This is a genomic window from Amycolatopsis sp. NPDC051045, from assembly GCF_040682955.1.
Taxonomy (GTDB): Bacteria; Actinomycetota; Actinomycetes; order Mycobacteriales; family Pseudonocardiaceae; genus Amycolatopsis.
This window is the reverse complement of the sequence record NZ_JBFBCC010000007.1, coordinates 240,637-265,542: the sequence shown is the minus strand read 5'-3', so window position 1 is coordinate 265,542 and position 24,906 is coordinate 240,637. Positions and strand designations below refer to the sequence as shown.

Genomic DNA, 24,906 nt, shown 5'->3' with positions numbered 1-24,906 from the left:
GGCGCCCGGACCAGTCGACCGACCGATGCCTGCGCGGCCGCGGCCGCGCGATGCTCGCCTCCGGTCACCGCGAAGGGAGTTTCATGATCACCTCCGCCGAGGCGTCGACCTGGGCACCGCTGCGCCGGGGCGCGTTCCGGGCGTTGTGGATCGCCTCCTTCGTGAGCAACGTCGGCTCGTGGATGCAGACCGTCGGCGCGCAGTGGCTGCTGGTGGACGAACACGGCAGCCCGCTGGTGATCTCGCTCGTGCAGAGCGCCTCGAGCCTGCCGGTCCTGCTGCTGACCCTCCCGGCCGGGGTGGTGGCCGAGTTCGCCGACCGCCGCCGGCTGCTCGTCGGCACCCAGGCGTTCCAGGTCGTCGTCGGCGCCACCCTCGCCGGGGTCACCGTCACCGGGAAGACCACGCCCGTGCTGCTGCTGGTGTTCACCTTCCTGCTCGGCTGCGGGTCGGCCGCCCAGCTGCCGGCGTACCAGGCGTTCGTCCCCGACCTCGTCCCGCGCGCCGAACTGGCCCAGGCCGCCGCGCTGAGCTCGGTGGGGGTCAACCTGGCCCGGGCCGTCGGCCCCGCGATCGCGGGCCTGCTGGTCACCCGGCTCGGGGTCGGCGGCCTGTTCGCCCTCAACGCCGCGACGTTCGTGGTGTTCGCCCTGGCGCTGCTGCGCTCGCCGTCCCCGCCGCGGGCGCCCGCCGCCCGGGAGGCGTTCCTGGCCGGGATCGAAGCGGGCGGGCGGTACGTCCGGCACGCGCCGGTGGTCCGGCGCATCCTCGTCCGGCTGGTGGTGTTCGCCGTGCCCGCCAACGTGCTGTGGGCCCTGCTGGCGCCACTGGCGCACGACCGGCTGGGCCTGGGGTCCACCGGCTACGGCCTGCTGCTCGGCGCGGCCGGGATCGGCTCGGTGGGCGGGGCGCTCGTGCTGCCGCGGCTGCGACGGCGGTTCAGCGCGTCGTGGCTGGTCGCCGGGGCGGGCCTGGTGTTCGGCGTGGCCATGCTCGTCCTCGGCACCGTCCGCTCCCCCGCGCTCGTCCTGGCCGTGCTCGTGGCGGCCGGGGTGGCGTGGATCGCGGTGATCGCCGGGATGAACGCCGCCACGCAGGCGTTCCTGCCCGGCTGGGTCCGCGCCCGGGCGCTGTCGATCTACCAGCTGGTGCTGTTCACCTCCTTCGCCGGGAGCGCGGCGCTGTGGGGCGTGGTGTCGAGCGCGATCGGGCTCGCCACCACGTTCGTCATCGCCGGTGTCCTGCTGCTCGCCGGGGCCGTGACCGTGCCCCGCCGGCCGGTGCTCGACGTCGCCACCAGCGGCCGGGAGACCGTGACCTACTGGCCCGATCCGGGCGTCACCCCGGCTCCCGACGTCGAGACCGCGCCCGTGCTGGTGTCCCTGCGCTACCGGGTGGGGCCCGGGCAGCAGGCCGGTTTCTCGGCCGCGATGGCGGACCTGCGCAACACGCGGCTGCGCACCGGCGGCACCGGCTGGGCGCTCTACCGCGACGCCCGCGACGAAGCCGTCCACGTCGAGCAGTACACCGTCGCGTCCTGGGACGAGCACCGGCGCCAGCACGAAGAACGGCTCACCGGGCTCGACCAGCGGGTCCAGGACCGCGTAGAGCAGTACACCGACGGCGCCGCCCAGGTGGCGCACTTGTTCCGCCTGCACCCCACCAAGAAGGCTCCAGGAGTGAACCCATGACCCGTACCGCCGCCGACGACCTCGTCGCCGTCCTGGTCCGAGCCGGCGTCCGCCGGATCTACGGCCTGGTCGGCGACAGCCTCAACGCCTTCAGCGACGCCGTCCGGCGCAGTGGCGGTGCCGCCGCCGGCGGCATCGACTGGGTGCACGTCCACAACGAAGAGGCCGCCGCGTTCGCCGCGTCCGCCGAGGCGCAGCTCACCGGGCAGCTCGCCGTCTGCGCGGGCAGCTGCGGACCCGGCAACACCCACCTGCTGCAGGGGGTGATGGACGCGCACCGCTCCGGCGCGCCGGTCCTCGTCCTCGCCTCGCACATTGCGTCCCGGCAGATCGGCAGCGGCTACTTCCAGGAAACCGACCCCAAGGCGCTGTTCACCCAGACCGCGCACTACTGCGAGGCCGTGCACCGGCCCGACCAGCTCGTGCGCGTGTCCCGGCTGGCGATCCAGAACGCGGTCGGCAAGCGCGGGGCCGCGGTCCTGGTGCTGCCGGGTGACGTCCTCGCCGACCACAGCGCCGGCGGCGTGGCGGGCGACCTGGTCCGCGGCCGTCCGCTCCCCGCGCCCGCCCCCGAGGACGTCCGCGAACTCGCCGGGCACATCGCGGCTGCGCGCAAGATCGCGATCTTCGCCGGGATCGGCTGTGCCGACGCCCGCGAGGAGGTGCTCGCCCTGGCCGAACGGCTGCGGGCGCCGATCGGGCACACGCTGCGCGGCAAGGACGTGCTCCAGCACGGCAACCCGTACGACGTCGGCATGACCGGCCTGCTCGGCTACGGCGCCTGCTACCGCGCGCTCCACGACGCGGACCTGGTGCTCATGCTCGGCACCGACTTCCCCTACGACGACTTCCTCCCGGGCGCCCGCACCGTGCAGATCGACATCGACCCGGCTCGCCTCGGCCGCCGGACGCCGCTGGTGCAGGGCATCGCCGCCGACGTCGGCGCCACCCTGCGCGCCCTGCTGCCCTTGCTGGATCGGCGCGGTGATCACGATTTCCTGCACGACATGCTGCGCCACCACGAACGGGCGCTCGCGCACTCGATCGAGACCTACACCCGCGACCACGGGCAGCGCAGCCCGATCCACCCCGAGTACCTCGCGCGCGTCCTCGACGAGGCCGCCGACGACGACGCGGTCTTCACCGTCGACACCGGCATGTGCTGCACCTGGGTGGCCCGCTACCTGACCCCGACCGGGCGGCGCCGAATCCTCGGCTCGTTCGTGCACGGCTCCATGGCCAACGCCCTGCCGATGGCGATCGGCGCGCAGATCGCCGCTCCCGGACGGCAGGTCGTCTCGCTGTCCGGCGACGGCGGCCTGGCGATGCTGCTGGGCGAGCTGCTCACCGTGAAGACCCACCGGCTGCCGGTCAAGGTCGTGGTGTTCAACAACTCCAGCCTCGGCATGGTCCGGCTGGAGATGATGGTCGCCGGCGATCCGCCCTTCGAAACCGACCACGACGAGGTCGACTACGCCGCCCTCGCCGCCGCGGCCGGGTTCCGCACCCGCCGCGTCACCGAGCCGGCCGGCCTGCGCGCCGCGGTGGCGGACCTGCTCGCCCACGACGGCCCGGCGCTGCTCGACGTCGTCACCACGCCCGACGCCCTGGAGGTGCCGTCCCACGTCACCGTCGAAGAGGCCCGTGGCTTCGCCCTCTCACTGGGGAAAGCCGTGCTGAGCGGCGGGATCGGCCAGGTCTACGAGCTCGCCCGGCAGAACCTGCGCAACATCCCGCGCTGAACCCCGGGCACTGTGCGCGGTCAGCCGTCGAGGAGGTCGCGGAGCTGGTGCCGGCCGCTGATGCCGAGCTTGGGGTAGGCGTTGTGCAGGTGCGAGCCGACCGTGCGGGGCGAGAGGAACAGCTGCTCGGCGATCTCGCGGTTGCGCAGCCCGCGCGCCGCGAGCCGGACGATCTCCCGCTGCTGCGAAGTCAGGGCCTCCAGCGGATCCGCTTCGACCGGGCCGGCGATCGCCGCTCCGCTGGCCCGCAATTCGCCCCGGGCGAAGTCGGCGAGTCCGGTGGCTCCGAGCCGGGTGAAGGTTTCCAGCGCCGCGGTGAACAGCGGCCGCGCGTCGAGCGGACGGCGTCTCCGGCGCAGCCAGCGGGCGTAGTCGAGCCGGGCCTGGGCCCGCTCGAGCGGCCACTGCTCACCGGCCGGGTCGATGACCGCCAGCCGGTAGCCGCGCTCGACGTCGGCGGCCCGGCCCGCCGTCGCCTCGGCGACCAGGGCGTCGGCGTGGTGCAGCAGCAACCGCATCCGGACGCTCGGGTGCTCGCCCTGGCCGGCCCGCACCGCGGCGACCACCTCGGCGGCGTCCGCGCCCTGACCGGTGAGCTTCGCGGCGAACGCGAGGTCGGCGACCGAACGGCTGGAAAGGAAGGCGTCGTGCGGGGTGCCGTCCACGGCGAAGAGCTCGCGCAGGTGCCGGTAGGCGGCCTGCGCGTCGCCGGCGTTGAGCGCCGCCAGCCCGGCCGCGCGGCGCAGGCGGGTGTGCGTGCAGAGGTTTTCGGTGAGGTCGATCGACGTCCAGGCCGCGTCCAGGGCCGGGCGGTCCGCCGCCGGCTGTCCCCGCAGGGCGGTCAGTTCCGCGCCCAGCGCTTCCGCGTCGACGGCCACGTACCGCAGGTGGTGCACGGCCGCGCTCGCCCGCAGTTCCTCGATCAGGACGCCGGCCTCCGCCCAGCGTCCGGTGGCGATCAGGGCCGAGGCGAACGCCGGGCCGCACATCACGACCATGCCGTGCGCTCTCCGTGCCCCGAGCATGGTGAACACCTGGCGGAACGTCGTCACGCACCCGTCCGACTCGTCGGCGAACCACGACACGGAACCGAGGCACAGCAGGCGAACCAGCTCGGCCGGGCCATCCAGGGGCCGGTGCACGGCCGCGTCCGCCCGGCGGGACAACGCCACGGCCTGCCCGGCGGGGTCGCTCTGCACGAGGATGTTCTCGCGGATCGCGGGCCGCGCGGCGTCGGGCAGGAGCCCGTCCGGGCCGCGGTCGTCCCCGAGGCCCGGCCGCGCCAGCTGCTCGGAGACGGCCGCGCGGTGCCGCGGCAGGCCGGACTGCACGGCGACGGCGCCGAGCACCGACGTCAGGGCGAGCGCGGTGCCGGCGTCGCCGGGCCGGTGGTCCCGCAACGCGGCGTGCAGCAGGTCGAAGGCCTCGCGCTGGTGCCCCGACAGCGAAAGCGCGTGCCCGGCGCCGGCCGCGGCGATGCCGAGCAGGTCGGGATCGTCGGTCAGCCGGACGATCCGGTCGTGGAGTTCCCGGATCCAGACGGGATCACCGAAGTTGTCCGCCTCGTGGATGGCCCGCACGTAGCGGCGAGCCCGGTCTCGCGGATCGGGGGTGCATTCGGCGGCGCGCTCCCACGCACGGGCGGCGGCGTAGCCGGCACCGCGTTGCCGTGCGAGCTCCGCGGCCTTCTCCAGCTCCGTCGCGATCGACTCGTCCGGCATGACCGCGGCCTCGGCGAGGTGCCACGCCCGCCGCTCGGGATCACCGTGCAGCACGGCGGCCAGGTCGCGGTGGGCGCGGGCGCGCACCTCGGCCGGCGCGGACTCGTAGGCCGCGGCCCGCACCAGCGGGTGCCGGAACGCCACGCCCTCGGCCGTGACCGTGAGCAGCCCGGCCCGCTCCGCCGGCGTCCACGCCGACAGGTCGTCGCTCCCGGCGGCCGCCATCGTCGTGGCCAGGTCGGTGCCGTCGGCCGCCGCCGCGTAGACCACCAGCCGCCGGGTGGCTTCGGGCAGTTCGCCGAGCCGCCCGGCGTACATGGCCGCCAGGCGCCGATCACCGCGCAACGGACGGCCGGGCAGGACCGAGGTACCGCCGCGCGCGGCGGCCCGGCCCAGTTCGAGCAACGCCAGCGGGCTGCCGCCCGCCTGCTGCAGCACCTCGAGCCGGGCCCGCCCGGTCGGCGCCGTGGGCAGGCTGTCGACGAGCCGGGCCGCGGCGGCGTCGGACAGCGGCTCCAGCGCCAGCACCGGCACGGCCGCGTCCACCCGGGCCGGCCGGATCGGCCCCAGCCCCGCCAGCACCACGGCCAGCCGTTCCGTGGTGAGCCGGCGCAGGACAAACGTCAGCACGTCGCAGGAGTCACCGTCGATCAGGTGCACGTCGTCGACGAGCAGCACGACCGGCCGGTCCGCCGCGAGCGCGCCGAACAACGTCAGCACCGCGATCCGTAACGCGGCGGGATCCGGGAGGGCCGAGGCCGGCGCGATCCCCAGCGCGACGTCCACCGCCTCCCGCCAGCGCGGCGCCAGCTGCGCCACGTCCGGCAGGACCGGGCGGAGCAGCTGGTGCAGGCCGGAGAAGGACTGGTCGGCTTCGGCGACGCACCCCTGTGCCGTCAGCAGCCGGAAACCGGCCGCCGCCGCGCGGCTCGCGGCCGCGTCCAGCAGGGCGGTCTTCCCCGCGCCGGTGTCGCCGAGCAACAGCAGCGCCCGCGGGCCGGTGGGCGCGTGATCGACGACGCCGAGGACCTCCGCGAGTTCGCGGCCCCGGCCGATCAGCTCCACGGGTGTCCTCCGAACTCGGCGCGGGTGCCTGTCACGCCGACTCTAGTCGAGCCGATTCGCGGCCCCGGCGAGGTGGACGGCGGCCGGCGCCGATGTCCTACGATCACGAAAGAGGTGAGGCGATGGGACCCGGCCCGCACGACGACGACGTCACGGCGGGGTACGCGCGCGCCGTCCTCGATCCCGTGGTGGAACGCTACGTCCGGGCGTCGGCGGCCCCGCCCCACCTGCAGCAGCTCGGCCCGGACGACGGCCGGCTCGCCCTGCTGGAGGCCCAGGACGACACGACCGGCGACGAGCGGGTCCACGCCGAGTTCGCGATCGCGCCGATCACGGCCCGCGGCCCGGTCGGCTTCTGGCTCTTCCGGCCCGCCGGCCTGACCGGACCGCTGCCGGTGGTCCTCTACCTGCACGGCGGGCGCTGGATGCTGGGCGAGGCCCGCACCCACGGCCGGCTCGTCCGGGAACTCGTCACCCTCGCGGGCGCGGCCTTCGTCGTGCCCGAGTACACCCGGACCCCGGAGGCGCGCTACCCCGTGGCGCTCGAGGAGAGCTACGCCCTGCTGAACTGGATCGACGGCCACGCCGGCGACCTGCACCTCGACCCGGCCCGGCTGGCCGTGGCCGGCGACTGCGCCGGGGCCACGCTCGCCACCACGCTGACCATGCTCGTCAAGCACCGCGGCGGACCCCGGATCCGGGCGCAGCTGCTGTACTACCCGCTGACCGACCCGAGCTGCACCAGCGAGTCCCACCGCCGGTTCGCCACCGGCTACCTGCTCAGCAGCGGGCAGACCCGCTGGTACTGGCACGAATACGCCGACCGGCCCGGCGATCTCGACGAGCCCACCGCCGCGCCCCTGCGCGCCACCCCCGGCGACCTGGCCGGGCTCCCCCCGGCCCTGGTGATCACCGCCGAGGCGGACGTCGTCCGCGACGAAGCCGAAGAGTACGCCCGCCTCCTCAGGAAGGCCGGGGTGCCGGTCACCGCCACCCGCTACCTGGGCACGACGCACGACTTCGTCTCGCTCCGGGCCCTCCGCGACATCCCGGCGGCCCGGACGGCCGTCCGGCAGGGCGGCACCTTCCTCCGCGACGCGCTCCGGGGACTCCCTGCCCGCTGAGCCCCGCCGGCCGGCACGACGACGTGAGCGCGCCGCGGCGGTGAGGCCTCCTCGCGGGCGCCGAACTGATCGAACCGGCCACTCCGGGGCCGCGGTGCTCGCCTCCGTGCAGCGATCACCGCGGTCCCGGCCGAATCCGCGGGACCCCGCGAGCTCAAAGCGACCGCAGCGCCTACCGGAACCGGCGCGGGTTGAACGGGGCCAGCATCGGGTGCGGGGTGCCCGTGGTGATCTCGTGCGCCAGCAGTTCGCCCGCGATCAGGGCGAGGGTGGCGCCGCTGTGGGTGAAGCCGAGGAAAAGGCCGCCGACCTCGTCGGCCCGGCCGAGCACGGGGTCGCCGTCGCCGGGGATCGGCTTCGGGCCGATCGCGTACCGGTCCGCCACCAGACGGGGGTGGCCCGCCAGCAGCTTCGACGCCTCCTCCAGCAGCTCCGTCACGATCTCGGCGGGGACGTCGAAGCCGCCGCCGGCGGGCCGGATGCTCGCGGTCGTCCAGTCCGAGTCGACGGCGAGGCCGCCGTGCGGCGTGGGCCGGAGGGAGGCCCGCGGCGTGTTGAGGACCGCGCGCAGCGGCGTGTCGACCGGTGCGGTCGTCACCAGCAGGGAGATCGGGGTGGCGTCCGGGATCGCGACACCCAGCCGGGACGCCATCGCCGGCACGGCCGGCCCGGTCGCCAGGACCACCGCCTCGGCGGGGTGCCGTTCGCCGGCGGCGGTGCGGACCCCGGCCACCGCGTCGCCCGCGGTCACGACCTCGGCGGGGCCGGCGTGGGTCACCAGCCGCCCGCCGTGCTCGACGAGGTCCTTGAGCAGGAACTGGGCGAGGCTGGGCAGGTCCACCCAGCCCTCGCCCGGGTTCCAGACGGCCCCGGTGGGCGGGACCGCGGCCGGATCGACACCGGGCACGGTGGCGGCCACCCGGCCGGGGTCGAGCAGGTGGCTGTCGTAGCCGAGGGCGAGTTCGTGCTCGTGCTGACGGCGCAAGCCGTCGGCGTCCCCGAGGGCCGACCAGGCGAGGCCGCCGTCGAAGCGCAGCCAGTCCACGCCCGCCTGCCGGGCCGCCAGCGTGCGGTAGCGATCGATCCCGGCGAGCCGCAGCCGGTGGTATTCCTCGCTCCGCAGGCCGGCGGAGTTGAGCCACGACAGCGACCGCCCGGAGGCGTTGCTCGTCGGCTCTCCCTCGGTGATCAAGGTGACTTCGGCGCCCGCCACGGCGAGGTGGCGGGCGGTGGAGATGCCGATGATGCCGCCGCCGACGACGACAACGGGCGCGGGGGTACTGCTCATCGGAGGATGGGTTCCTTTCGTGAGGCCGAGAAGGGTGCGAGTACTCAGAGGACTTCGGAGAGGAACCGCTGCAGCCGCGGGCTGCGCGGGTGCTCGAACAGCTCCTCGGGCCGGCCCCGCTCGACGAGCTCGCCTTCGTCCATGAAGACCACCTGGTCGGCGACCCGGCGGGCGAAGCCCATCTCGTGGGTGACCACGACCATGGTCATGCCCCGCTCCCCCAGCCCGGCCATCAGCGTGAGCACGCCCTTGACCAGTTCGGGGTCCAGGGCGCTGGTGGCCTCGTCGAACAGCATGACCTCCGGCTCCATGGCCAGCGCCCGGGCGATGGCGACCCGCTGCTGCTGGCCGCCGGAGAGGTCCCGGGGCCGGTGGCCGGCCCGGTCGGCGAGCCCGACTTCGGCCAGGCTGCGGGCCGCGCGTTCCCGCGCCGCCGCTCGGGACAGGCCCTTGACCTTCCACAGCGCCAGCGCCACGTTGTCCAGCGCGGTGTGGTCGGGGAAGAGGTTGAAGTGCTGGAACACCATGCCGATCCGCTGCCGCAGCTGCTCCGGCGCCATGCCGGACGTCGCCTCGCCCGCCAGCAGCACCCGGCCGCTCTTGGGCTCGTGCAGCCGGTTGATGCCGCGCAGCAGCGTCGACTTGCCCGATCCGGACGGGCCGATGACGCAGGTGGTGCTGCCCGGCGCGACCGCGAAACTGATGTCCCGCACCACGTCGAAGCTGCCGTAGGCCATCGACAGGCCGGCCAGTTCCAGGCTCGAGCCCCGGAACGTCGCCGCCGCACCGGCGGCCGGTTCGGACACGGTCCGGTTCATGCCTTGCTCCCGGGGATGAGGATGCTGTGGTCGAGCTCGTCGAGCTCCTTCAAGCCGCTGACGGGGCCGGCCGCGCGCCGGCCGGTGCGGAACCGGTGGTCGAAGTGGTTGACCACGTGCGTCAGCGGCACGGTGATCACCAGGTAGAACAGGCCCGCCAGGACGAGCGGGGACAGGTTGCCGGAGAGGATCGCGGAGTCCTGGCCGACGCGGAACAGCTCCCGCTCACTCGACAGGAGGCCGAGGAAGTAGACCAGGCTGGAGTCCTTGATGATCGCGATGAACTGGTTGACCAGTGCCGGCAGCACCCGCCGCACCCCCTGCGGGACGACGACCAGGCGCATGGCCCTGGCGTAGCTCATCCCGAGCGCCCGGCAGGCTTCGAGCTGCCCGCGGTCGACGCTCTGGATGCCGGCCCGGAAGATCTCGCCGATGTAGGCGCCGGCGATCAGGCTCAGCGCGATGATGCCCAGCGGGTAGGGCGACGGGCCGAACACCGACTGGCTCAGCCGGGCGAATCCCTGCCCGATCAGCAGGATCGTCAGGATCGCCGGCAGACCGCGGAACAGGTCGGTGTAGACCCGGGCCGGGATCCGCAGCCACGGCGAGGCGGAAATGCCCATGACGGCGACGAACATGCCGAGCACGAGGCCGATCGCGGTCGCGGCGACCGAAATGATCAGGGTGTTGGTCAGGCCGACCGTCAGCATCTGCGGCAGGACTTCGGCCATGGCCGAGAAGTCGAAGAAGGTGCGGCCCAAGTCGTTCAGCCAGTCCATGGAAGCTCCTTTCGGCGTCCGGCCGGGATCAGTTGGCGGCCGGGACGCCGGTGTGGTCGCCGCCCGGCAGGTACTGCTTCGGCATCGGGGAGCCGGGGAACCACTTCTCGTACAGCTTCTTCCAGGTGCCGTCCTCCATCGCGGCGATCAGCGCCTTGTCCAGCGCGCTCTTCAGGGCGGTGTTGCCCTTCTTCAGCGCGAACCCGGCCGGGGCGTCGAAGGAGGGGATGTCGGCCGCGCTGACCAGCCCGAACTGCGTGACGTAGGACTTGGCGGCCTCGTAGTCGAGGAAGTGGGCGTCGACGGATCCGCGGGTGAGGGCGGAGACGGCGGCGTTGTTGTCGGGGAAGCGGACGAGGTCGGTCTTCGGGAAGTTCTTCACCGCGTACGCCTCCTGCAGTGAGCCTTGGACGACGCCCAGCCTGCGGCCGGCCAGCGCGTCGGCGGAGGTGACGCCGGAGTTCTTGGTCGTGATCACGGTGAGGTAGCCGGCCAGGTACCCGGTGCTGAAGTCGACCGTCTTCTTGCGCGCTTCGGTGATGCCGATCGCGGCGACGCCGGCGTCGAACCGGCCGTTGGCCACGCCCGGCAGGATGGCGGAGAAGTCCTGGCCGGTGAACACGACGTCGGTGACGTTCACCCGCTTCGCGACGTCGCGGAAGAGTTCGACGTCGAACCCGGTGAACTGACCGTCGGAGGCGGTGAAGGTGTACGGCTTGGCGTCGCCGAGGCTGGCCACTCGCAACTGTCCCGGCGTGATCAGGCCGTAGGGGTTGCCGGCGGTGTTGCCCTGGGCGCCGCTGCCGCACGCGACCAGTCCCAGCACGGCGGTGAAGGCCGTCAACACGGCCAAGAGCGTTCTGCGAGGAGTAGGAGACACGGGCCCGTCCTTGGGTCGGATCGTATTGAGACCGGTCTCAATCACCGGTGTAGTCTCGTTGAGACCGGTCTCAATGGGATTTTCGGAGACTAGGTCGTCGTCGCCCGGTCGTCAAGCGTCGCCGGCCGAGGTCCCGATGCCGGTGCCGCCGGCGTCGAGGCAGAATGCAGCGAGGAGGGCACTTGACGAAGCCAGCGCAGCACCGGGACCACACGGTGGCCGACGTCGCCCGCGAGGCCGGGGTGTCCAAGGCGCAGGCCGCCCGCGCGCTCGGGGCGTACGGCGCCGTGAGCGACGCCGTCCGGTCGCGGGTCCTGGCCGCGGCCGCCCGGTTGAACTACCGGCCGAACCTGCCCGCCCGCGCCCTGAACACCGGCCGGTCCCAGAGCGTCGGCGTGGTCGTCGGCGACATCGAGAACCCCTACTTCTCGCTGGCCACCCGCGGCATCTCCGACGCCGTCGAGCGGTCCGGGCTCGGCCTGGTCCTGGCCAACACCGGCGAACGGGTCGCGGCCGAGCGGCGAGCGGTCGAAATGCTGATGGACCAACGGGTCGACGGCTTGATCGTCGCCCCCGCGTCGACGACCGACGCGGCCCACCTGCAGGCCGTGGTCGACGCCGGGCGCCCGCTCGTGCTGCTCGACCGCGCCGTGCCCGGGCTCGCCGTCGACGCCGCCTGCGCCGACATCGCCCCGGCCACCGGGAACGCGGCCGACCGGCTGCTGTCGATGGGACACCGCCGCATCGGCTACATCACCACCGGGCACGGCAGCGGCACCGACCCGGACGGCCCCGACCCGCTGCCGTCACCGGTGGCGGCCCGCGTGGCCGGGCTCGTCGACGGCTTCACCGCGCGCGGCCTGACCTGGGACCGCTCGCTGCTGCGCTCCGGACTGCACGGGGAGGGCGAGATCCGGAAGGCCGTCGCCGACCTCCTCGGCGACCCGGACCCGGCGACGGCCCTGATCGCCTCCGACAGCCTGATCGGCCTGGCCGTCGTCGGCGCGCTGCAGGAGCAGGGCCTGCGGATCCCGGAGGACGTCTCGATCCTGATGTACGACGACCAGCCGTGGGCCCGCCTGGTCACCCCGCCGATCACCGTGGTGGCCCAGCCGACCTACGACATCGGCCACGCGGCCGGTGCACGGCTGGCGGCCCTGGTCGACGGCGCGACGAAGACGACACCCCTCGTTCCCCTGCCCGCCACGCTCGTCGAACGCGGCTCGATCGGGCCGGTGCCCGCCCGCGCTGCCGGAGGCCGCAAGCGCGGCTGAAGCGGTTTCGCTCGTGGCCCCCGTTCGCCCCGGGCTGCCGCGCCGGGCACCGGCGCTTACCGGCAGAAGGCCAGCAAGTCGGCCACGCGCGCGTCGCGGGTGCCCAAGGGGGCCAGGTGGAAGCGGTGCTCGATGGTGGCCATGATCGACGTGGTGTCGTGGGAGGTGTGGTCCACGCCGAACGGACGACGGAGCTGCGGCGAGATCAGCAGGGCCGGGATGCGGGTGCCGGGTCCCCACCGGTCAGCGACGGCGTGCCGGCCGGCCGGCGGGGCCACGTGGTCCCACTGGCCGCCGAACTCGTCGTAGGTGACCACGATCAGCGTGTGCTCGGCGTCCGGGCCGCTCTGCACGGCCTTGATCAGCTCGACGAGGTGGCGGCTGCCGGCGTCCTCGCTGGCGTAGCCGGGGTGCTCGTTCTCCTCGCCGACCGGCTTGACGAAGCTCACCGGCTTGAGGTGGCCCGCCTTGGCGGCGCCGAGGAACTCGGTCTCGTCACGCAGGTGGGCCGCGCGGGCCGCGGTGCCGGGCGCCAGGCTGGCGTAGTAGTTGAACGGCTGGTGGTGGTACTGGAACGTGGCGTCGGGGCAGTTCGGGTAGACCGCGCCGGCCGCGGTGCGCGGGCTGGTGCAGGTGCCCGGGGTGGTGCCGTTGGTCCAGCCGGGGCCGCCGACGTTGCCCTCGGCGTTGTCCCAGCCGCCGGAGTACCAGGCCCAGTCCACCTTCGCGGCCGACAGGCGGTCACCGATGGTCGGCGTGGTCTGCGGCGGCAGCCGCCGGGACACCGGGGTGCCCGGCTGGTAGGGCTGGTACGGCGGCTGGACGGTGTTGATCGCGTAGTCACCGCACACCGTCCCGGCCGGCGGCGCCCCCACGGCCGCGGGGACGACACAGCTGCCGTCGGCGCTGGCGGCCTGGGTCAGCGCCCGATCGGCCGTGCCGGGGGTCGCGGGGTGCAGCGGGGTGCCCGCGGGGAAGCCGTCCGGCCCCACGATCGAGTGCAGGTCGTCGGCGCCGCCGTCGCGCACCGCCCCGGGCCAGGTCGGCGTGTTCGGGGTGACCAGCCACTGGTGGTTGAGGAACGAGCCGCCGAACGCGCCCTGGAAGAAGTGGTCGGCGACCACGTAGTCCGGCGCGTGCCGGCTGTGCAGGTATTCGTAGATCGGCAGGCCACGGGTGTCGTAGTGCCCCATGGCCAGCCCGGCCGCGTCGCTCCCGGCGACGTAGCGGTCCATCGCACCGCCGTGGATCTGGTACTGCTCGTTGTAGAAGCGGTGGACCAGGTCCCGGGTGCAGCCGCCGGGCAGCCCCTGTCCCTTGGGCACGCCGTTGGGCGCGACGACGCCGGGAGCCGGGCACGTGGTGTCGGCTGGCCGGATGTAGCGGTCGATCTCGAAGGGCCGGTTGGTGAACGCCGACGTGACCGGCGTCGTCCCGATCGTGCCGGTGCACGTGCCCGGCAGCGGCGGTGACGTGAGGTTGACGTCGGTCTGCGGCAGGCACGGCAACGCACTGCCGTCCGGCGCCACCTGGGTCTGCGGTCGCGACCGCTGGAGGCCGTCGACACCTTCCCAGCCGCCGAACAGGTTGTCGAAGCTGTGGTTCTCTTCGTAGATCACCACGATGTGGTCGATCCCCCGGCCGCCGTGGCCACCGCGGTCGGGTCGCGCACCGGCCGTGACCGAGCTCGCGAGCAGAGCCGGCAACGCCGCCGCGACGACGGCGCCTCGCAGAACCATCCTGGACCCCATACCGCACCTCCGAGGGTTGACCGCCCAGCAGCCTCGTCCGGAACGGCCCGACTTGCAAGGGCGGGCGCGCAGCCACCGGCCGCCGGCGACCGCACCGCGATCGCCGGGCCCTCCGCCCGGAGCAGGCCATCCGGGTGATTCGGCCGGTCGGCCCTCAACTGCCGCGTCGCCACGGACGTGGCACCCGTGGCGGATCCGGAACAGCCGGAACCGACGGCCGAGGGAGAGAATCATGAGAGTCGATCGACGTACGGGCCGGGCCGCAGCCGTGGCCGGCGTTGCCGCAGCCATGGCCGTGGGACTGGCAGTGCCGGCGGCAGCGAGCACGGCCGGGACCACCGTGCTCGAGTTCGCCTGCAACTCGGGGCACACGTTGTGCAATCTCACCTACGGCGCCGGCCGGACCGTCGACTACATCGTGGCGCAGCGCAGCGCGTCACTGGGATCGGTCGGGTTCTTCGAGGCCTTCGGCCCCAGCGGCGTCATCAAGACGGGCCCCACCAACACCGCGCGCGAGACCACCCTCGAAGTGCACCGCACCTACGCGAACGGGTCCCTGATCTGCCTGCGCTTCTGGCGGTACGACCGGCCGGGGGTCTTCACCCAGGTGGGCGGGAACGTCTGCACCTCGGTGCCCATCGGCTGACCCGGCACCCCGGCCGGCCCCGCCGTCTCCGGCGGGGCCGCGTCCGGGTGGCCGCCCGATCGTCCTCAATGGACAAACGAACGGCAGGCCGCCACCGGATCGGCGGGCGCTCCCGGCGTCGTGCCTTTGCGCAGCCGCCGGAGACCAGCCGCCGGAGACCGGCCGCCGGCCGCTTAGCCGGGCCGCGGCTTGGGTAATCCTCCCGGCATGGGTGCATGGGGCAAGCGGCTCGTCGCATTGGCGGTGGCGGTGGTGGTGCTGGTCGCCGCGGTACTCGTCGCATCGGCGGTACACGTGTTGCCCCAGTTGCGCAATCCGTTCGCCCAGCAGACCGAGGAACGCTCCGGTCCGGTGCTGCTGCAGTCGATCGTCGAGCTCTCGCGCTACGAGGCCGCCAGCGGTTCGTTCCAGGTGGTCGTCGACATCAAGACCAGTTCGGCGCTGCCCAGTTTCCTCGTGGGCAGCGACACCCTGTTCATCGGAGTCGGCACGGACAACGCGTTCGTGGACTTCTCGCGCCTGAAGGGCAACGCGATCCAGGTCTCCGACGACCGCCTGTCCGCCACGATCACGGTGGGACACGCACAATTGGAGCCGGCGACCCTGGACGTGCACGAGTCCCACGTGTACGCGCGGCAGCAGGGCCTGTTCACCCGGATCAACGAGTTCCTCAGCGGAAACCCGAATTCCCAGCAAGCGCTGTACGAGCTCGCCCAGAAGCAGATCCAGGCCGCGGCCGCGAAGAGTTCACTGGTGCTCGACGCGGAGCGGAACACCAGGACGATGCTGGTCGGCCTGCTGCAGTCACTCGGCTTCAAGAACGTCACGGTGAACTACGCCGACAACGCCGAGGGCTGACCGATCAGGCGGCCATCGTCGCCGTGAGGTCCCGAGGGCACCGCTGATCATCGACGGGTGACATTTCCCGGTCAAAACCGGGACGAAGGTGTGACACCGCGTCAGCGCGCCGATCCCCCGCTCCTTTCGTACCTGACGCAGCGCGTTCGGGTCGGGCATAATGCAGACTGCGTTGGTGATCGGGACACGGAGGCTGGTCGGCATGCAGACGTTCGAAACCGGGCTGCTCGACCTGACGGCGATTCCGCTCGGCGAGCTGCGGGTTCTTCGCGCACCCGACCTGGACTCCGCGATCGCCGGGGAACGCCATCGTGCGGAACAGCCGGACGAGGATGCGGTTCAGGTCCAGGCCAACGTGGGAAACGGCTTCGGAATTCCGGCTTAGCAGGAGAGCCGCCCTCGGGCGGACTACGAGGGGATCCGGAGGATGCACGAAGAGCTGGCCCGTCATCGAGTGCCGCGGTCGCTTCTCGAAGAATTCCACACCGGCCCCGTTTCGGAGCGGGCGATCGCGGTGCTCCGCGCCGGTCAGCTCAGCCGCCGCAAGCTGCAGTTGCGGACGCTGCTCGACCTCGTCGAGGGCGCCGCAGCCGAAGAGATCGCGCGTGCGTGGCAGGTGCTTTCCGCCGCGGAACGGCGGAATCCCGTAGTCACCGACGAACTGCTGCTGCACCCTTCCGTCGGCGTCTGGCTGACGAGGACGTTGCGGAAAGTCTCCGGAGGGCTGGCCGACAGCACGCCGTTCTGGGCCGAACTGGGGTATTTCTCGTCTGTCGCCGCCGCGGCCGCCATCCGCACGGGCACACCGTGCACCTTGACCGTCCCGGTGGTCCACGGCGTGACCACGCTGCCCACGGTCGGGCAGCTCCGGCTCCCGACCGCCTTCCCGATCGGCACGGCGGAGCTGCGGGCCGGTCCCCGTCGCGCGGTTCTGCGGTCCGGGAACCCCGCCGTCTCGGTGGATTTCACCGCCCGGTCGGCCACGTCCGGATTCACCCCGGCCCGGCGGATCGTGGCCGGCCCGCCGCCGTGGACCCTCACCGTCGAAGTGGACGACCACGGGCCCTACCGGGAGTTCTCCGCACCGGTTCCGCCGCGTCTGCTGGACTCCGTCGAGCAGGCCGAATGGGCGAAGCTGCTGGGTGAAGCGTTCGACATCCTGGCCACCCGCCACCCCGCCTACGCCGCGGAAATCAGCCTCGGCGTGACCACTTTGGTTCCGCTCGACGCGGGCGCCCCCGTCTCCGGTGCATCGGCATCTTCGGCGTTCGGCGCCGTCGCCGCTTGTCCCAAGGCCTCGGCCACCGAACTCGCCGAAGTGCTCGTCCACGAGTTGCAGCATTCGAAGCTGAACGCGCTCTTCGACCTGGTGAGCTTCCACGACCGCGACATCCCGCAACGCTGGTTCTACGCACCGTGGCGCGACGATCCCCGCCCCGTTCCCGGGATCCTGCACGGGATTTTCGCCTTTTGCTCCGCCGTCGAATTCTGGCGGTACCAGCGCCGCCACGGCTCGGCGGAGGAAGGCCGGTTGGCCGACTTCCACTACGCCCTTCGCCATCGCCAGGTGCGCCAAGCCATCGACGTGTTGTCGCCGGGGGCGGGGCTCAACGACCTCGGCCGCGAGTTCGTCGATTCGGTGGACCGCCGGCTCGCCGCGGCCGGGTCGGACGAGGTGCCCGGCGACATCGCCGAGGTGGTCACCAAGCTCACCGTCGAACACCGTGCGTCCTGGCTGCTCCACCACGTCCGGCCGGACACCGCAGCGGTCACCGCCCTCGCCGATGCCTGGCTCACCGGAACGGCACCCGGCGCGCCGACGGACGTCCCCGGTTCGATCGTCCCTTGCTGCCGCTCCGTGCGGCCCGCGGCGCGCGTCGGGCTCCTCCAGGCGGGGCTCTCCGGGCAGCCGGGCAGCCGGGCGAACCCCACCCGTCAACCGGCCGACGACCTCGCCTACGCCTGCGGTGACACCGAAACCGCTGTCGCCGGCTACCGGGCCAGGATCGTCACGAACCCGCAGGACGACCAAGCCTGGCTGGGCCTCGGGCTGGCCATGGCAACGCGGCCCGGGCACGAGGACAACGTGCTCGTGCGCGCGCCGCACGTCGCCCTCGCGGTGCGCGATCGGATCCTGGCACAGCGACGAACGGCGGTGCCGGCCACCGAATTCGCCGAATGGCTGGGGGCCGCCGTGCGGGTTCCCACGGGCATCTCGTGAGAGGCGCCCGCGGGGCCTCGGTCACAGCTGCATCGTGTCGGTGTCGCAGTTGGCCCGTTCGGACTTGACCGCCGAGGCGATCGCCGGGTGGTCGTCACCCAGAGCCTTGCGCAACCCCTCCACGGTCACCGCGTGCAGCCGGTTCGCCTCCTCCCCTTCGCCCAGCGCCTTCAGGTCCAGCGAAAGGTTCAGTGCAACAGCCAGGGTGGCGGGGTGGTCCTTGCCCAGCGTCCGGCCGGACCGCTCCAGCGTTTCCAGGTCCAGTTCGCGCGCTGCCTCGACCTCGCCCCGCGCGGCCAGGTCGCTCGCGAGGTTGGCGGCGCTGACCATGGTGAAGGGGTGGTCGCCGCCGAAGACGGACTTCAAAGCGTCAGTGGTGTTCCGGTCGAGTTCACAAGCGCGCTCGACGTCCCCGATCAGGCGCAGGGTGATGCCGAGGGTGATCGCCGAAACCAGCGTGAACGGGTGCTGCGGGCCGTAGCTTTCGACGAACACCCGGTAGCTCGATTCGCAGATCCTCCGGGATTCGGCCAGGTCGCCGAGGTGCCGCAGGTCGGCAGCCAGGCAGGTCTCCGAAGTGATCGTGTCGAGGTGCTGATCGCCGTGCCTGCGGCGGTACCGCTCGACGCACTCCACCGAGAGCTCGTACGCACCGTCGTGCAACCCGGCCTTTCTGCGCGCCACGGCGAGGTTCCGCATGGCACCGATCGTGCGCGGGTGGTCGGCGCCGACCACTTCGCGCTGCCGCTCCAGCGTCTCCTCCTGCAACCGGCAGGCCTCCACGTAGAGCCCGCATTCCCGCAGGTCCATCGCCAGGGCGTTCAAGGTGAGGAAGGTGTCGATGTGCTCCTCGCCGAGCACGATCTTCTTGCGCCGCCAAATGTCCTCGTCGAGGTCGCGCGCCCGGAAGAAGAGGCCGTTGAGCCGGAGGCTCCCGGCGAGGTTGTTGCCCGCCGCCAGCGTCGCCGGGTCGTCTTCGCCGAGCACGCGCCGCGACCGTTCGAAGATGTCCTCACCCATCTCCAGTTCGCGGTCGAACCGGCCCTCCAACCGCATGTCCTGCCGGACCGTGTTCGCGACGTTCAGGAAGAGCTCGTTCTCCTCGCCCATCGTTTCACGGACCTGCTCGAAGGTCCGGGCGTTGAGTTCGCGGGCCTCGGCGGCGAGCCCCAGCCGGGACAGGGAGACGCCCTGCAGCCGGGCCATCGACAGGGTGTCGGGATCCGTCTCCCCGAAGTTCGCCCGCCACTCCGCGAGCGCCTGCGACGAGGTTTCCCGCGCACCGCGGTAATCACCGCTGCTGATGAGGTACCGCACCAGGTTGATCACCAGGCCGCGGACCCAAGCGTCGGACCGGCACTCGATCACCCGCGACACCATCGCGTGCGGGAGGAGCTCCGCGTACCGCGACCAGTTCAGGGAGTTCTCCGGCTCGCCCGGATCACCGTGGGCGAGCAGGATGTGCACCGCGTGCCTCATCAGGTCGCGATCGGCCTCGGGCAGCTGGTTCTTCAGCACCGACTGCACGAGCCGGTGCAGCTGCAGGGTGTTGCTCCGGTGGTCGAGCCGGGCGAGGCTGTACCGGCTGATTTCCCGGATGGCCCGGTTGAGCCGGATCGGCTCGCTGAGCGCCTTGGCCAGTTCTTCCGGCACCGGCGCTGCCCGCACCCCCGTGAACAGGCCCCGGGCGATCGGTTCCGGCCCGAAGAACGCGCAGACCTGAAGCAGCTGCAACGCGGCCGGGTGCGCGGTCCGCAACCGGCTGAGCGGGACGTTCCACGCCGCCGCGACCGAACGCTGGTAGTCGGCGGAGACGTCGTCCTCCATCAGCTCCGCGAGGTTCTGGTCCAGCAGTTCGAGGTACTCGCTCACCGGCATGCCGGTTTGTGCCCGCCAGGCCGCTGCCTGCTCGATCGCCAGCGGCAGGTCACCCAAAGCCTCGGCGAGTTCGTCGGCTTCTTCCTCCGTCACACCGCCACCGGCACGGCGGAGCAGTTCTTTGCTTTCTTCGCGGGTGAACAGATCGACTTCGACGGTGCGCGCGACGCCGGACCACTGTGAATTGCGCGAGGTGACGACAATGTGCCCCGACTCAGTGGAAATGGCGGGGAAGAACCGGCTGACTATATCCGGGCGGTCCGCATTGTCGAAGATGAGCAGCCATCTGCTGAACGGCTCACCTTTGCGTAGCGCCTCGAGCACAGCGGGCACGGCCGCGTCCGCGGTACTCGGCACTTGCAGGCCGAGTCGTTTGGAGAGCTCGACCATACTGCTGGAGATCTGCGTGTCGTGTTCGGACGGTATCCACCAGATCACGTCGTATTCGGAAGCGTGCCGGTAAATATATTCCACCACGGTTTGTGACTTGCCGACACCGCCCATTCCGTGCAAAGCTTCCGGCAGCACCGCGGTCGCGCCGCCGGCCTGGACCAGTCTCGACCGCAACCGTTCGAGCAACTCGGTCCGGCCGACGAAGTCCGGGTTGCGCAACGGAACCGAACCCCAGATCTGCGGGCGGCCCGGCAGCCGCTCCGTGTGCACGACCGGAAGTCGGGAACCAGGCGAGGTCACGGCGTCATCTCCTCCGGGCGGAACGAGCGTGTCCGCGGGCTCTCCGGGCGAGACCGGGACGGAAGTGGCGTTCAAGTCGTTGTCCTTGACTTCCTGAATGGATTCAGATGTACTGTTGTTCACGACCTTATCGGATCGCCCGTTCGCGTCGGCAACGGGACCAGTCGACCGTGGGCGCAGAACGGCGTCGAGCTTTTTCGCCCGACGCAGATATCGGCCGGACAGCGCCTTGAAAACCACTTCTTGAACTCGGATATACGGCAGATTTTCCGCCGATGCGTCGAGCCGAACGGTCGTATCCGGATTGTCGACAGCTTCCTGGTAGTTGCGCAGGGCCGCGATCTTTTCCCCCGCATATCGTCCCAGAACGCGCGCGACGCGCACGGTGACGTCCCTTCTTTCACTCGAAAGAAGCTCTGCACGGACGCCTTCGCGGAATTCGAACGTCACCGCGGCCGGATCGGCGGGCGAGCCGACGGCGGGTACCCGGTGGAGCAGCCCGCCGAGAAGCACCTCGGCGAGCGCCGGCAACCCGGATCCCGGCAGGAGCACGCGTTGCACCAGCCGCATCGTCGGCAGGTTGAGCGGTGCGGCCGCCAGCAGACCCGCGAGCTGGAACGCTTGTGCCGACGCGTAAGTCCGGAACTTCAGCACGCGGCTGCGCGGGTTTCGGTCGTCGTCCGGCACGTCGACGGGGGCTTCTCCGGCCGACTGGTCACCGTGGTCCCGCCGGGCGAGGATGGCCGTGGTTTCGACCGGCCGGGCGTTCGCCACCAGGTCCGCCCAGCCTGTCATCCAATCGGGTGACAATTCGAGGACGGGCACCACGACCGCGCCTTCGGCGGGTTCTTCGGCCCAGCCACCGTGCGGGGTGCGGGAATGCGCCTTGAGCGCCCGGTTGGGTGCCCCGGGAACCGGGGCCGACAAGCGCAGCCGGACCGGGGAAAGACCGCCCCAGGTCCAGAGCCGCTGGGGCAGCATGTTCAGGACCGCGACCGGCATGTCCCGCCAGTCGGCCAGCATCTGCTGCGCGGCACCGTTGCGCCAGGCCACGGCGACCGCGTCGGTGAGCACCAGCACCAGACGCCGTCCCGCCGGGTCGACCAGGTCGCGCGGCCGGTATTCGTTCCCGCTGTGGCCTTCCGGACGGAGCCTGAGTTCTCCGGTCGGCTGCGAGCAGTCGACGAGGTGCGTCCGGACATCGCGGAAGGCACCCAGACGCCGCGTGAGTTCCCGGAACTCTTCGACCGTCGGTTGCCAGAGTTCCATCGACGTGGCCGTGTCCACGACCAGGGTGAGGTCGAAGCGACGCCACTGGTCTGGCTTCCACACAGGCAGCCACAAGCCGTCCTCGGCGGCCCGCACCGCGGTGGCCTCTTCGTCCAAGACTTCCTTCCACGGCGACGGCACGCTTCGCGCCAACGGACGCAGGGCCCGCGCTATTTCCCGGGCTTCGGCCAAAGCCGGCAGCGTCGGCCAGAGTAGCGGCGCGGCTTCCCGGCCCTCATCCAGGAAGGGGTCCACCGCGCGAACGGTGCGGCTCGTGACCGGCCCCCAGTCCTGCCGGGCCGCCGCGGTCTCGGCTTTCCGCTGCTGCCGGCCGTGCTCGTCGGCCTCACTGTCGTCCACCGTGGGAAAGCCACGGTCCGGTGGCGGCGTCGGTGTCGGCGGTGGCGGTGGCGGAGAAACCGCCGCGGGACGCGGCGACAGCGTCGCTGCGGCTTCGCCGGGTGGACTCAGGCGGAAGGCGAGGTACAGGACGTCACGGACCTCACGCCAGGTCAGGTCCACGGTCCGCAGGGGCGGCGGCCCGACCGGGGACAGGCGCTCCCCTTCTCGCCGGAGCCCGGTCATTCGGACTCCGTGGATTGCAGCGGCTGCCAGACGGCGGCGAGCAGATCCTTCCATTCGTCATCGGTCCGGTACGCTCCCGACGTGGCGAGCTCCGCGGCGAGGTGCACGGCGTTGAGCAGCTGGTCCGTGGCGAGGCCACCGGCCCGTTCGCTGCGCTCCACGAAGTTTTCGATCAGGAGCCGGATGTCCACGCCCTCGGTTTCCCCCAGCTGCGCGGCCACCATGAGCCCCAGCTGCTCGACCGTGGGACGCCGCATTTCCAGCCGCAGGCACCGGCGCAGGAAGGCAGGCGGGAATTCGCGTTCGCCATTGCTGGTGATGATGACAATGGGAAACGCCCGCGCTCGGACCCGGCCATCCCGCACCACCGCTGTTCCGCCACGATCGGCAGTCAGCACGGTGGCCTCGGGTTGCCGCTTCGCCAGCCGCACGAGTTCCGGAATTTCGTACTCTCCGTCTTCGAAGACGTTCAGCAGGTCGTTCGGCAGATCGATATCCGATTTGTCGAATTCGTCGATCAACAGCACCCGCGGCTTTTCGAAGGGCAGCAACGCCGTTCCGAGCGGCCCCAGCCGGATGTAGTCGCCGATGTCCGCCTGCTCGGGCAATTGTGCGCCGGCGGCCTGCACGCGTCCGATGGCGTCGTAGTGGTAGATCGCTTCTTTGAGCACCGAGCGACTGGTGACCGGCCACGTCAGCACCGGTCCCAGCCCCAGTTCGGCCGCGATCAGGTAGGCCAGGCTCGATTTCCCCGTTCCCGGCTGGCCGGTGACCAACAACGGGCGGCCGAGGTGCAGGGCCGCGTTGACCATGAGCACCTCGTTCGGGTGCGGCACGCGGGGCTGGCGCCGCAGGCGGCCGATTCGCCGGTCCCGCTCGGCGCTGTCATCGGCCGGACGTTCGACGACCCCCGCTCCGTCGAACTGCCGCCAGGGCGGCGGGGTGGGCAACACCTCGACCGGCGTTTCCGCGACCAGTCCGGTGCCGTGGTACACCCGCCAGTCCCCGGGCCCGCTCGCTTGCTCCACTCCGGTCATGCGGTCGGCACCGCCTCGGGCGCGCAGGGTTGCTCCGGTACCACGAGCCGCTCGGGGTCGTCCCAGATGACGGCGAGCTGGTTGCCGACGTGGCTCCCGCCGGGGTCTTCCGCGAATGCGGACAGGCGGACCAGGCGAAGCCGCTCCAGGAGGTGGCGGGGCTGGTCGTCAGCGTGCAGTAATTCCTTCACGGTGCGGGAAAACTCCTCGGATTCGCAGTTCTCTCGGTGCCAGACGATCACGGGGAAGCCGGCGCGCAGGCCGACCTCGATTTCGTCGCCGGTGGCGGCCTGCCGGCGCGGCGGAGCACTGAGCACGAAAGCCACGAGCGTCGGAGCCGCTTCGAACCTCGACGTGAGCTCGCGCAGGTTCCACCCGCCTTCGCGCGGCCCCCAGAACCCGGATTCCAGCACGATCGGACCACCGGCGCCGGCTTGCGCCTTGAGTTCCCGCCACCGCACGTACCAGGCCCGGTGCCACTTCCTGGCCTTCATCCGTTCGAGGCTGCGGACACCCAGTGGAAAATGACAACCGAGCGGCTCCGGCAACGCCGTGTCCGTTTCCCACTGCCACTGGTCGACGTCCAGGTGGAGCAATTCTCTCGACAGGATGAAGTCCAACCGGATGTCGGGATCGTAGCGGGCCCAATCACCTTCGACGCGCTCCGCGATGACGGCCACGTGGCGCTTCACCTCGTCGAGGAGCCCGATGTAGTCCTTGCCCCGTTCGGGGAACCAACCGCCCGAAAGGTCCAATTGCCGCCAGTGCGAGAGCCGGTAGCGGTCACCACTCGGTCCCTCCGGCTGCAGCAGGAAAACCAGGTAAGCCTCCGAACGCGGCTTGGGCGGCGACGGGAACCGGCGCGCCGGCAGTACCTGACTGCGGAACGCCCGCAGCTCGGCGGTGAGGTTCATCCGGTCTGTCTTGTTCTCGACCCACGCCCTCAATTCGGCGGCGAGGTCGAATCGGACCCTCGTCGCGAGGTGCTCGAGGAAGATGAGGCTTTTGGGCATGCCGTCCGCGCCGGCGTTCAGGGTCTCCAGCAGGAGGAACACGTCTTCGAGCGTGGCTTCGGGCCGCAACGGCGGCGCCGTGACCCCGGCGACCTGGCCGTAGATCTCGGGAATGTCGGGAACGACGACTCCGGAGAGGAGGATGAACAACTGGCGCCGCTCGGGTTCGGACCAGGTTTCCAGCGTCGTCATGTCCGTGATGATCTGGCGGACGGTCGCGATCGCCACCGTTCCCGGTTCGAATTTTTCCAGCACCTCCAGCAAGGTGATCAGGCCGTCCGGGCGCTGACGGCACGCTTCGACGATCGCGTACAGGTGCAGGGCGGTCTGCGGATACTCCGAAACAGGCAGCGGGTATCCGAGCTCATCGGCCACGATCTGCAGCACCAGCCGGCGGCCGTTGAGATCGACCAGGCAGGAAACCCGCTGAAGGGCTTGGACCAGCGGCCACAGCACACCCCCACCGGGTGCGTCCTCCGCCATCGCAAGCCCTCCACTCGCCCCGGGACCGGGCGTCCATGGTAGCCAGAGTCGTTGACAAATCGCTGTCATCGCGCAATCCGCTACCGGCAT

General features: G+C 71.8%; 17 protein-coding genes. 8 read left to right on the top strand and 9 right to left on the bottom strand.

All coding sequences use genetic code 11. The annotated features are described in order from the left end of the window. The first annotated feature begins 83 nt into the window (after positions 1-83). Together AB0M80_RS19360 and AB0M80_RS19355 are read left to right on the top strand one after the other, a co-directional pair. A complete protein-coding gene (locus AB0M80_RS19360) occupies positions 84-1,691 on the top strand; it encodes an MFS transporter (RefSeq protein WP_364566303.1) in 1,608 nt (535 codons plus the stop codon). Continuing rightward, the gene (locus AB0M80_RS19355; protein ID WP_364566300.1) at positions 1,688-3,433 is read left to right on the top strand and encodes a thiamine pyrophosphate-dependent enzyme; all 1,746 of its coding nucleotides are present in this window, start codon (positions 1,688-1,690) and stop codon (positions 3,431-3,433) included. The genes AB0M80_RS19360 and AB0M80_RS19355 overlap by 4 nt, the downstream gene beginning before the upstream one ends. Before the next feature lie 20 nt (positions 3,434-3,453). Here the strand turns inward: AB0M80_RS19355 and AB0M80_RS19350 are convergent, their stop codons facing one another. Beyond that, a complete protein-coding gene (locus AB0M80_RS19350; protein ID WP_364566297.1) occupies positions 3,454-6,219 on the bottom strand; it encodes an AAA family ATPase in 2,766 nt (921 codons plus the stop codon). A gap of 122 nt (positions 6,220-6,341) precedes the next feature. On the opposite strand from AB0M80_RS19350, the gene AB0M80_RS19345 reads away from it, so the two are divergent. Then, the gene (locus AB0M80_RS19345) at positions 6,342-7,343 is read left to right on the top strand and encodes an alpha/beta hydrolase (RefSeq protein ID WP_364566294.1); all 1,002 of its coding nucleotides are present in this window, start codon (positions 6,342-6,344) and stop codon (positions 7,341-7,343) included. A gap of 172 nt (positions 7,344-7,515) precedes the next feature. Here AB0M80_RS19345 and AB0M80_RS19340 read toward each other — a convergent pair whose 3' ends face one another. The 4 genes from AB0M80_RS19340 to AB0M80_RS19325 are packed head-to-tail and all read right to left on the bottom strand — an operon-like array spanning position 7,516 to position 11,075. Beyond that, complete coding sequence (locus AB0M80_RS19340) at positions 7,516-8,631, bottom strand: FAD-binding oxidoreductase (RefSeq protein ID WP_364566291.1); 1,116 nt, start codon at positions 8,629-8,631, stop codon at positions 7,516-7,518. Positions 8,632-8,675: 44 nt separating this feature from the next. Further along, on the bottom strand, positions 8,676-9,449 hold the full coding sequence (locus tag AB0M80_RS19335) for an amino acid ABC transporter ATP-binding protein (protein ID WP_364566288.1): 774 nt from the start codon (positions 9,447-9,449) through the stop codon (positions 8,676-8,678). Beyond that, the gene (locus AB0M80_RS19330; protein WP_364566285.1) at positions 9,446-10,228 is read right to left on the bottom strand and encodes an amino acid ABC transporter permease; all 783 of its coding nucleotides are present in this window, start codon (positions 10,226-10,228) and stop codon (positions 9,446-9,448) included. Before AB0M80_RS19330 ends, AB0M80_RS19335 begins: the two co-directional genes overlap by 4 nt. A gap of 28 nt (positions 10,229-10,256) precedes the next feature. Then, positions 10,257-11,075, bottom strand: coding sequence for an ABC transporter substrate-binding protein (locus tag AB0M80_RS19325; RefSeq protein ID WP_364566283.1), 819 nt, complete (start codon positions 11,073-11,075; stop codon positions 10,257-10,259). Between the two features lie 215 nt (positions 11,076-11,290). Here AB0M80_RS19325 and AB0M80_RS19320 point away from each other — a divergent pair, with 215 nt between their 5' ends. Further along, positions 11,291-12,382, top strand: coding sequence for a LacI family DNA-binding transcriptional regulator (locus tag AB0M80_RS19320; RefSeq protein ID WP_364566280.1), 1,092 nt, complete (start codon positions 11,291-11,293; stop codon positions 12,380-12,382). Between the two features lie 56 nt (positions 12,383-12,438). Here the strand turns inward: AB0M80_RS19320 and acpA are convergent, their stop codons facing one another. Beyond that, positions 12,439-14,121, bottom strand: a complete 1,683-nt coding sequence (gene acpA, locus AB0M80_RS19315) for an acid phosphatase (RefSeq protein ID WP_364566278.1) — start codon at positions 14,119-14,121, stop codon at positions 12,439-12,441. Between the two features lie 244 nt (positions 14,122-14,365). Here acpA and AB0M80_RS19310 point away from each other — a divergent pair, with 244 nt between their 5' ends. From AB0M80_RS19310 to AB0M80_RS19295, 4 genes are all read left to right on the top strand, one after another. Beyond that, a complete protein-coding gene (locus AB0M80_RS19310) occupies positions 14,366-14,779 on the top strand; it encodes a hypothetical protein (RefSeq protein ID WP_364566275.1) in 414 nt (137 codons plus the stop codon). Between the two features lie 207 nt (positions 14,780-14,986). Continuing rightward, a complete protein-coding gene (locus AB0M80_RS19305) occupies positions 14,987-15,637 on the top strand; it encodes a DUF4230 domain-containing protein (RefSeq protein WP_364566274.1) in 651 nt (216 codons plus the stop codon). A gap of 202 nt (positions 15,638-15,839) precedes the next feature. Further along, positions 15,840-16,022, top strand: coding sequence for a hypothetical protein (locus AB0M80_RS19300; protein WP_364566271.1), 183 nt, complete (start codon positions 15,840-15,842; stop codon positions 16,020-16,022). A 42-nt stretch (positions 16,023-16,064) separates the two neighbouring features. After that, positions 16,065-17,858 (top strand): HEXXH motif domain-containing protein, encoded by a 1,794-nt coding sequence (locus tag AB0M80_RS19295; RefSeq protein WP_364566268.1) that lies wholly within the window; start codon positions 16,065-16,067, stop codon positions 17,856-17,858. A 21-nt stretch (positions 17,859-17,879) separates the two neighbouring features. On the opposite strand, the gene fxsT is transcribed toward AB0M80_RS19295, so the two are convergent. The 3 genes from fxsT to AB0M80_RS19280 are packed head-to-tail and all read right to left on the bottom strand — an operon-like array spanning position 17,880 to position 24,906. Beyond that, positions 17,880-22,283, bottom strand: coding sequence for an FxSxx-COOH system tetratricopeptide repeat protein (gene fxsT / locus AB0M80_RS19290; RefSeq protein ID WP_364566266.1), 4,404 nt, complete (start codon positions 22,281-22,283; stop codon positions 17,880-17,882). Continuing rightward, positions 22,280-23,320 carry a MoxR family ATPase gene (locus tag AB0M80_RS19285; RefSeq protein ID WP_364566263.1) on the bottom strand — a complete coding sequence of 347 codons (1,041 nt, stop codon included), beginning with the start codon at positions 23,318-23,320 and terminating at the stop codon, positions 22,280-22,282. Before AB0M80_RS19285 ends, fxsT begins: the two co-directional genes overlap by 4 nt. Next, the gene (locus AB0M80_RS19280; RefSeq protein WP_364566261.1) at positions 23,317-24,906 is read right to left on the bottom strand and encodes a hypothetical protein; all 1,590 of its coding nucleotides are present in this window, start codon (positions 24,904-24,906) and stop codon (positions 23,317-23,319) included. Before AB0M80_RS19280 ends, AB0M80_RS19285 begins: the two co-directional genes overlap by 4 nt.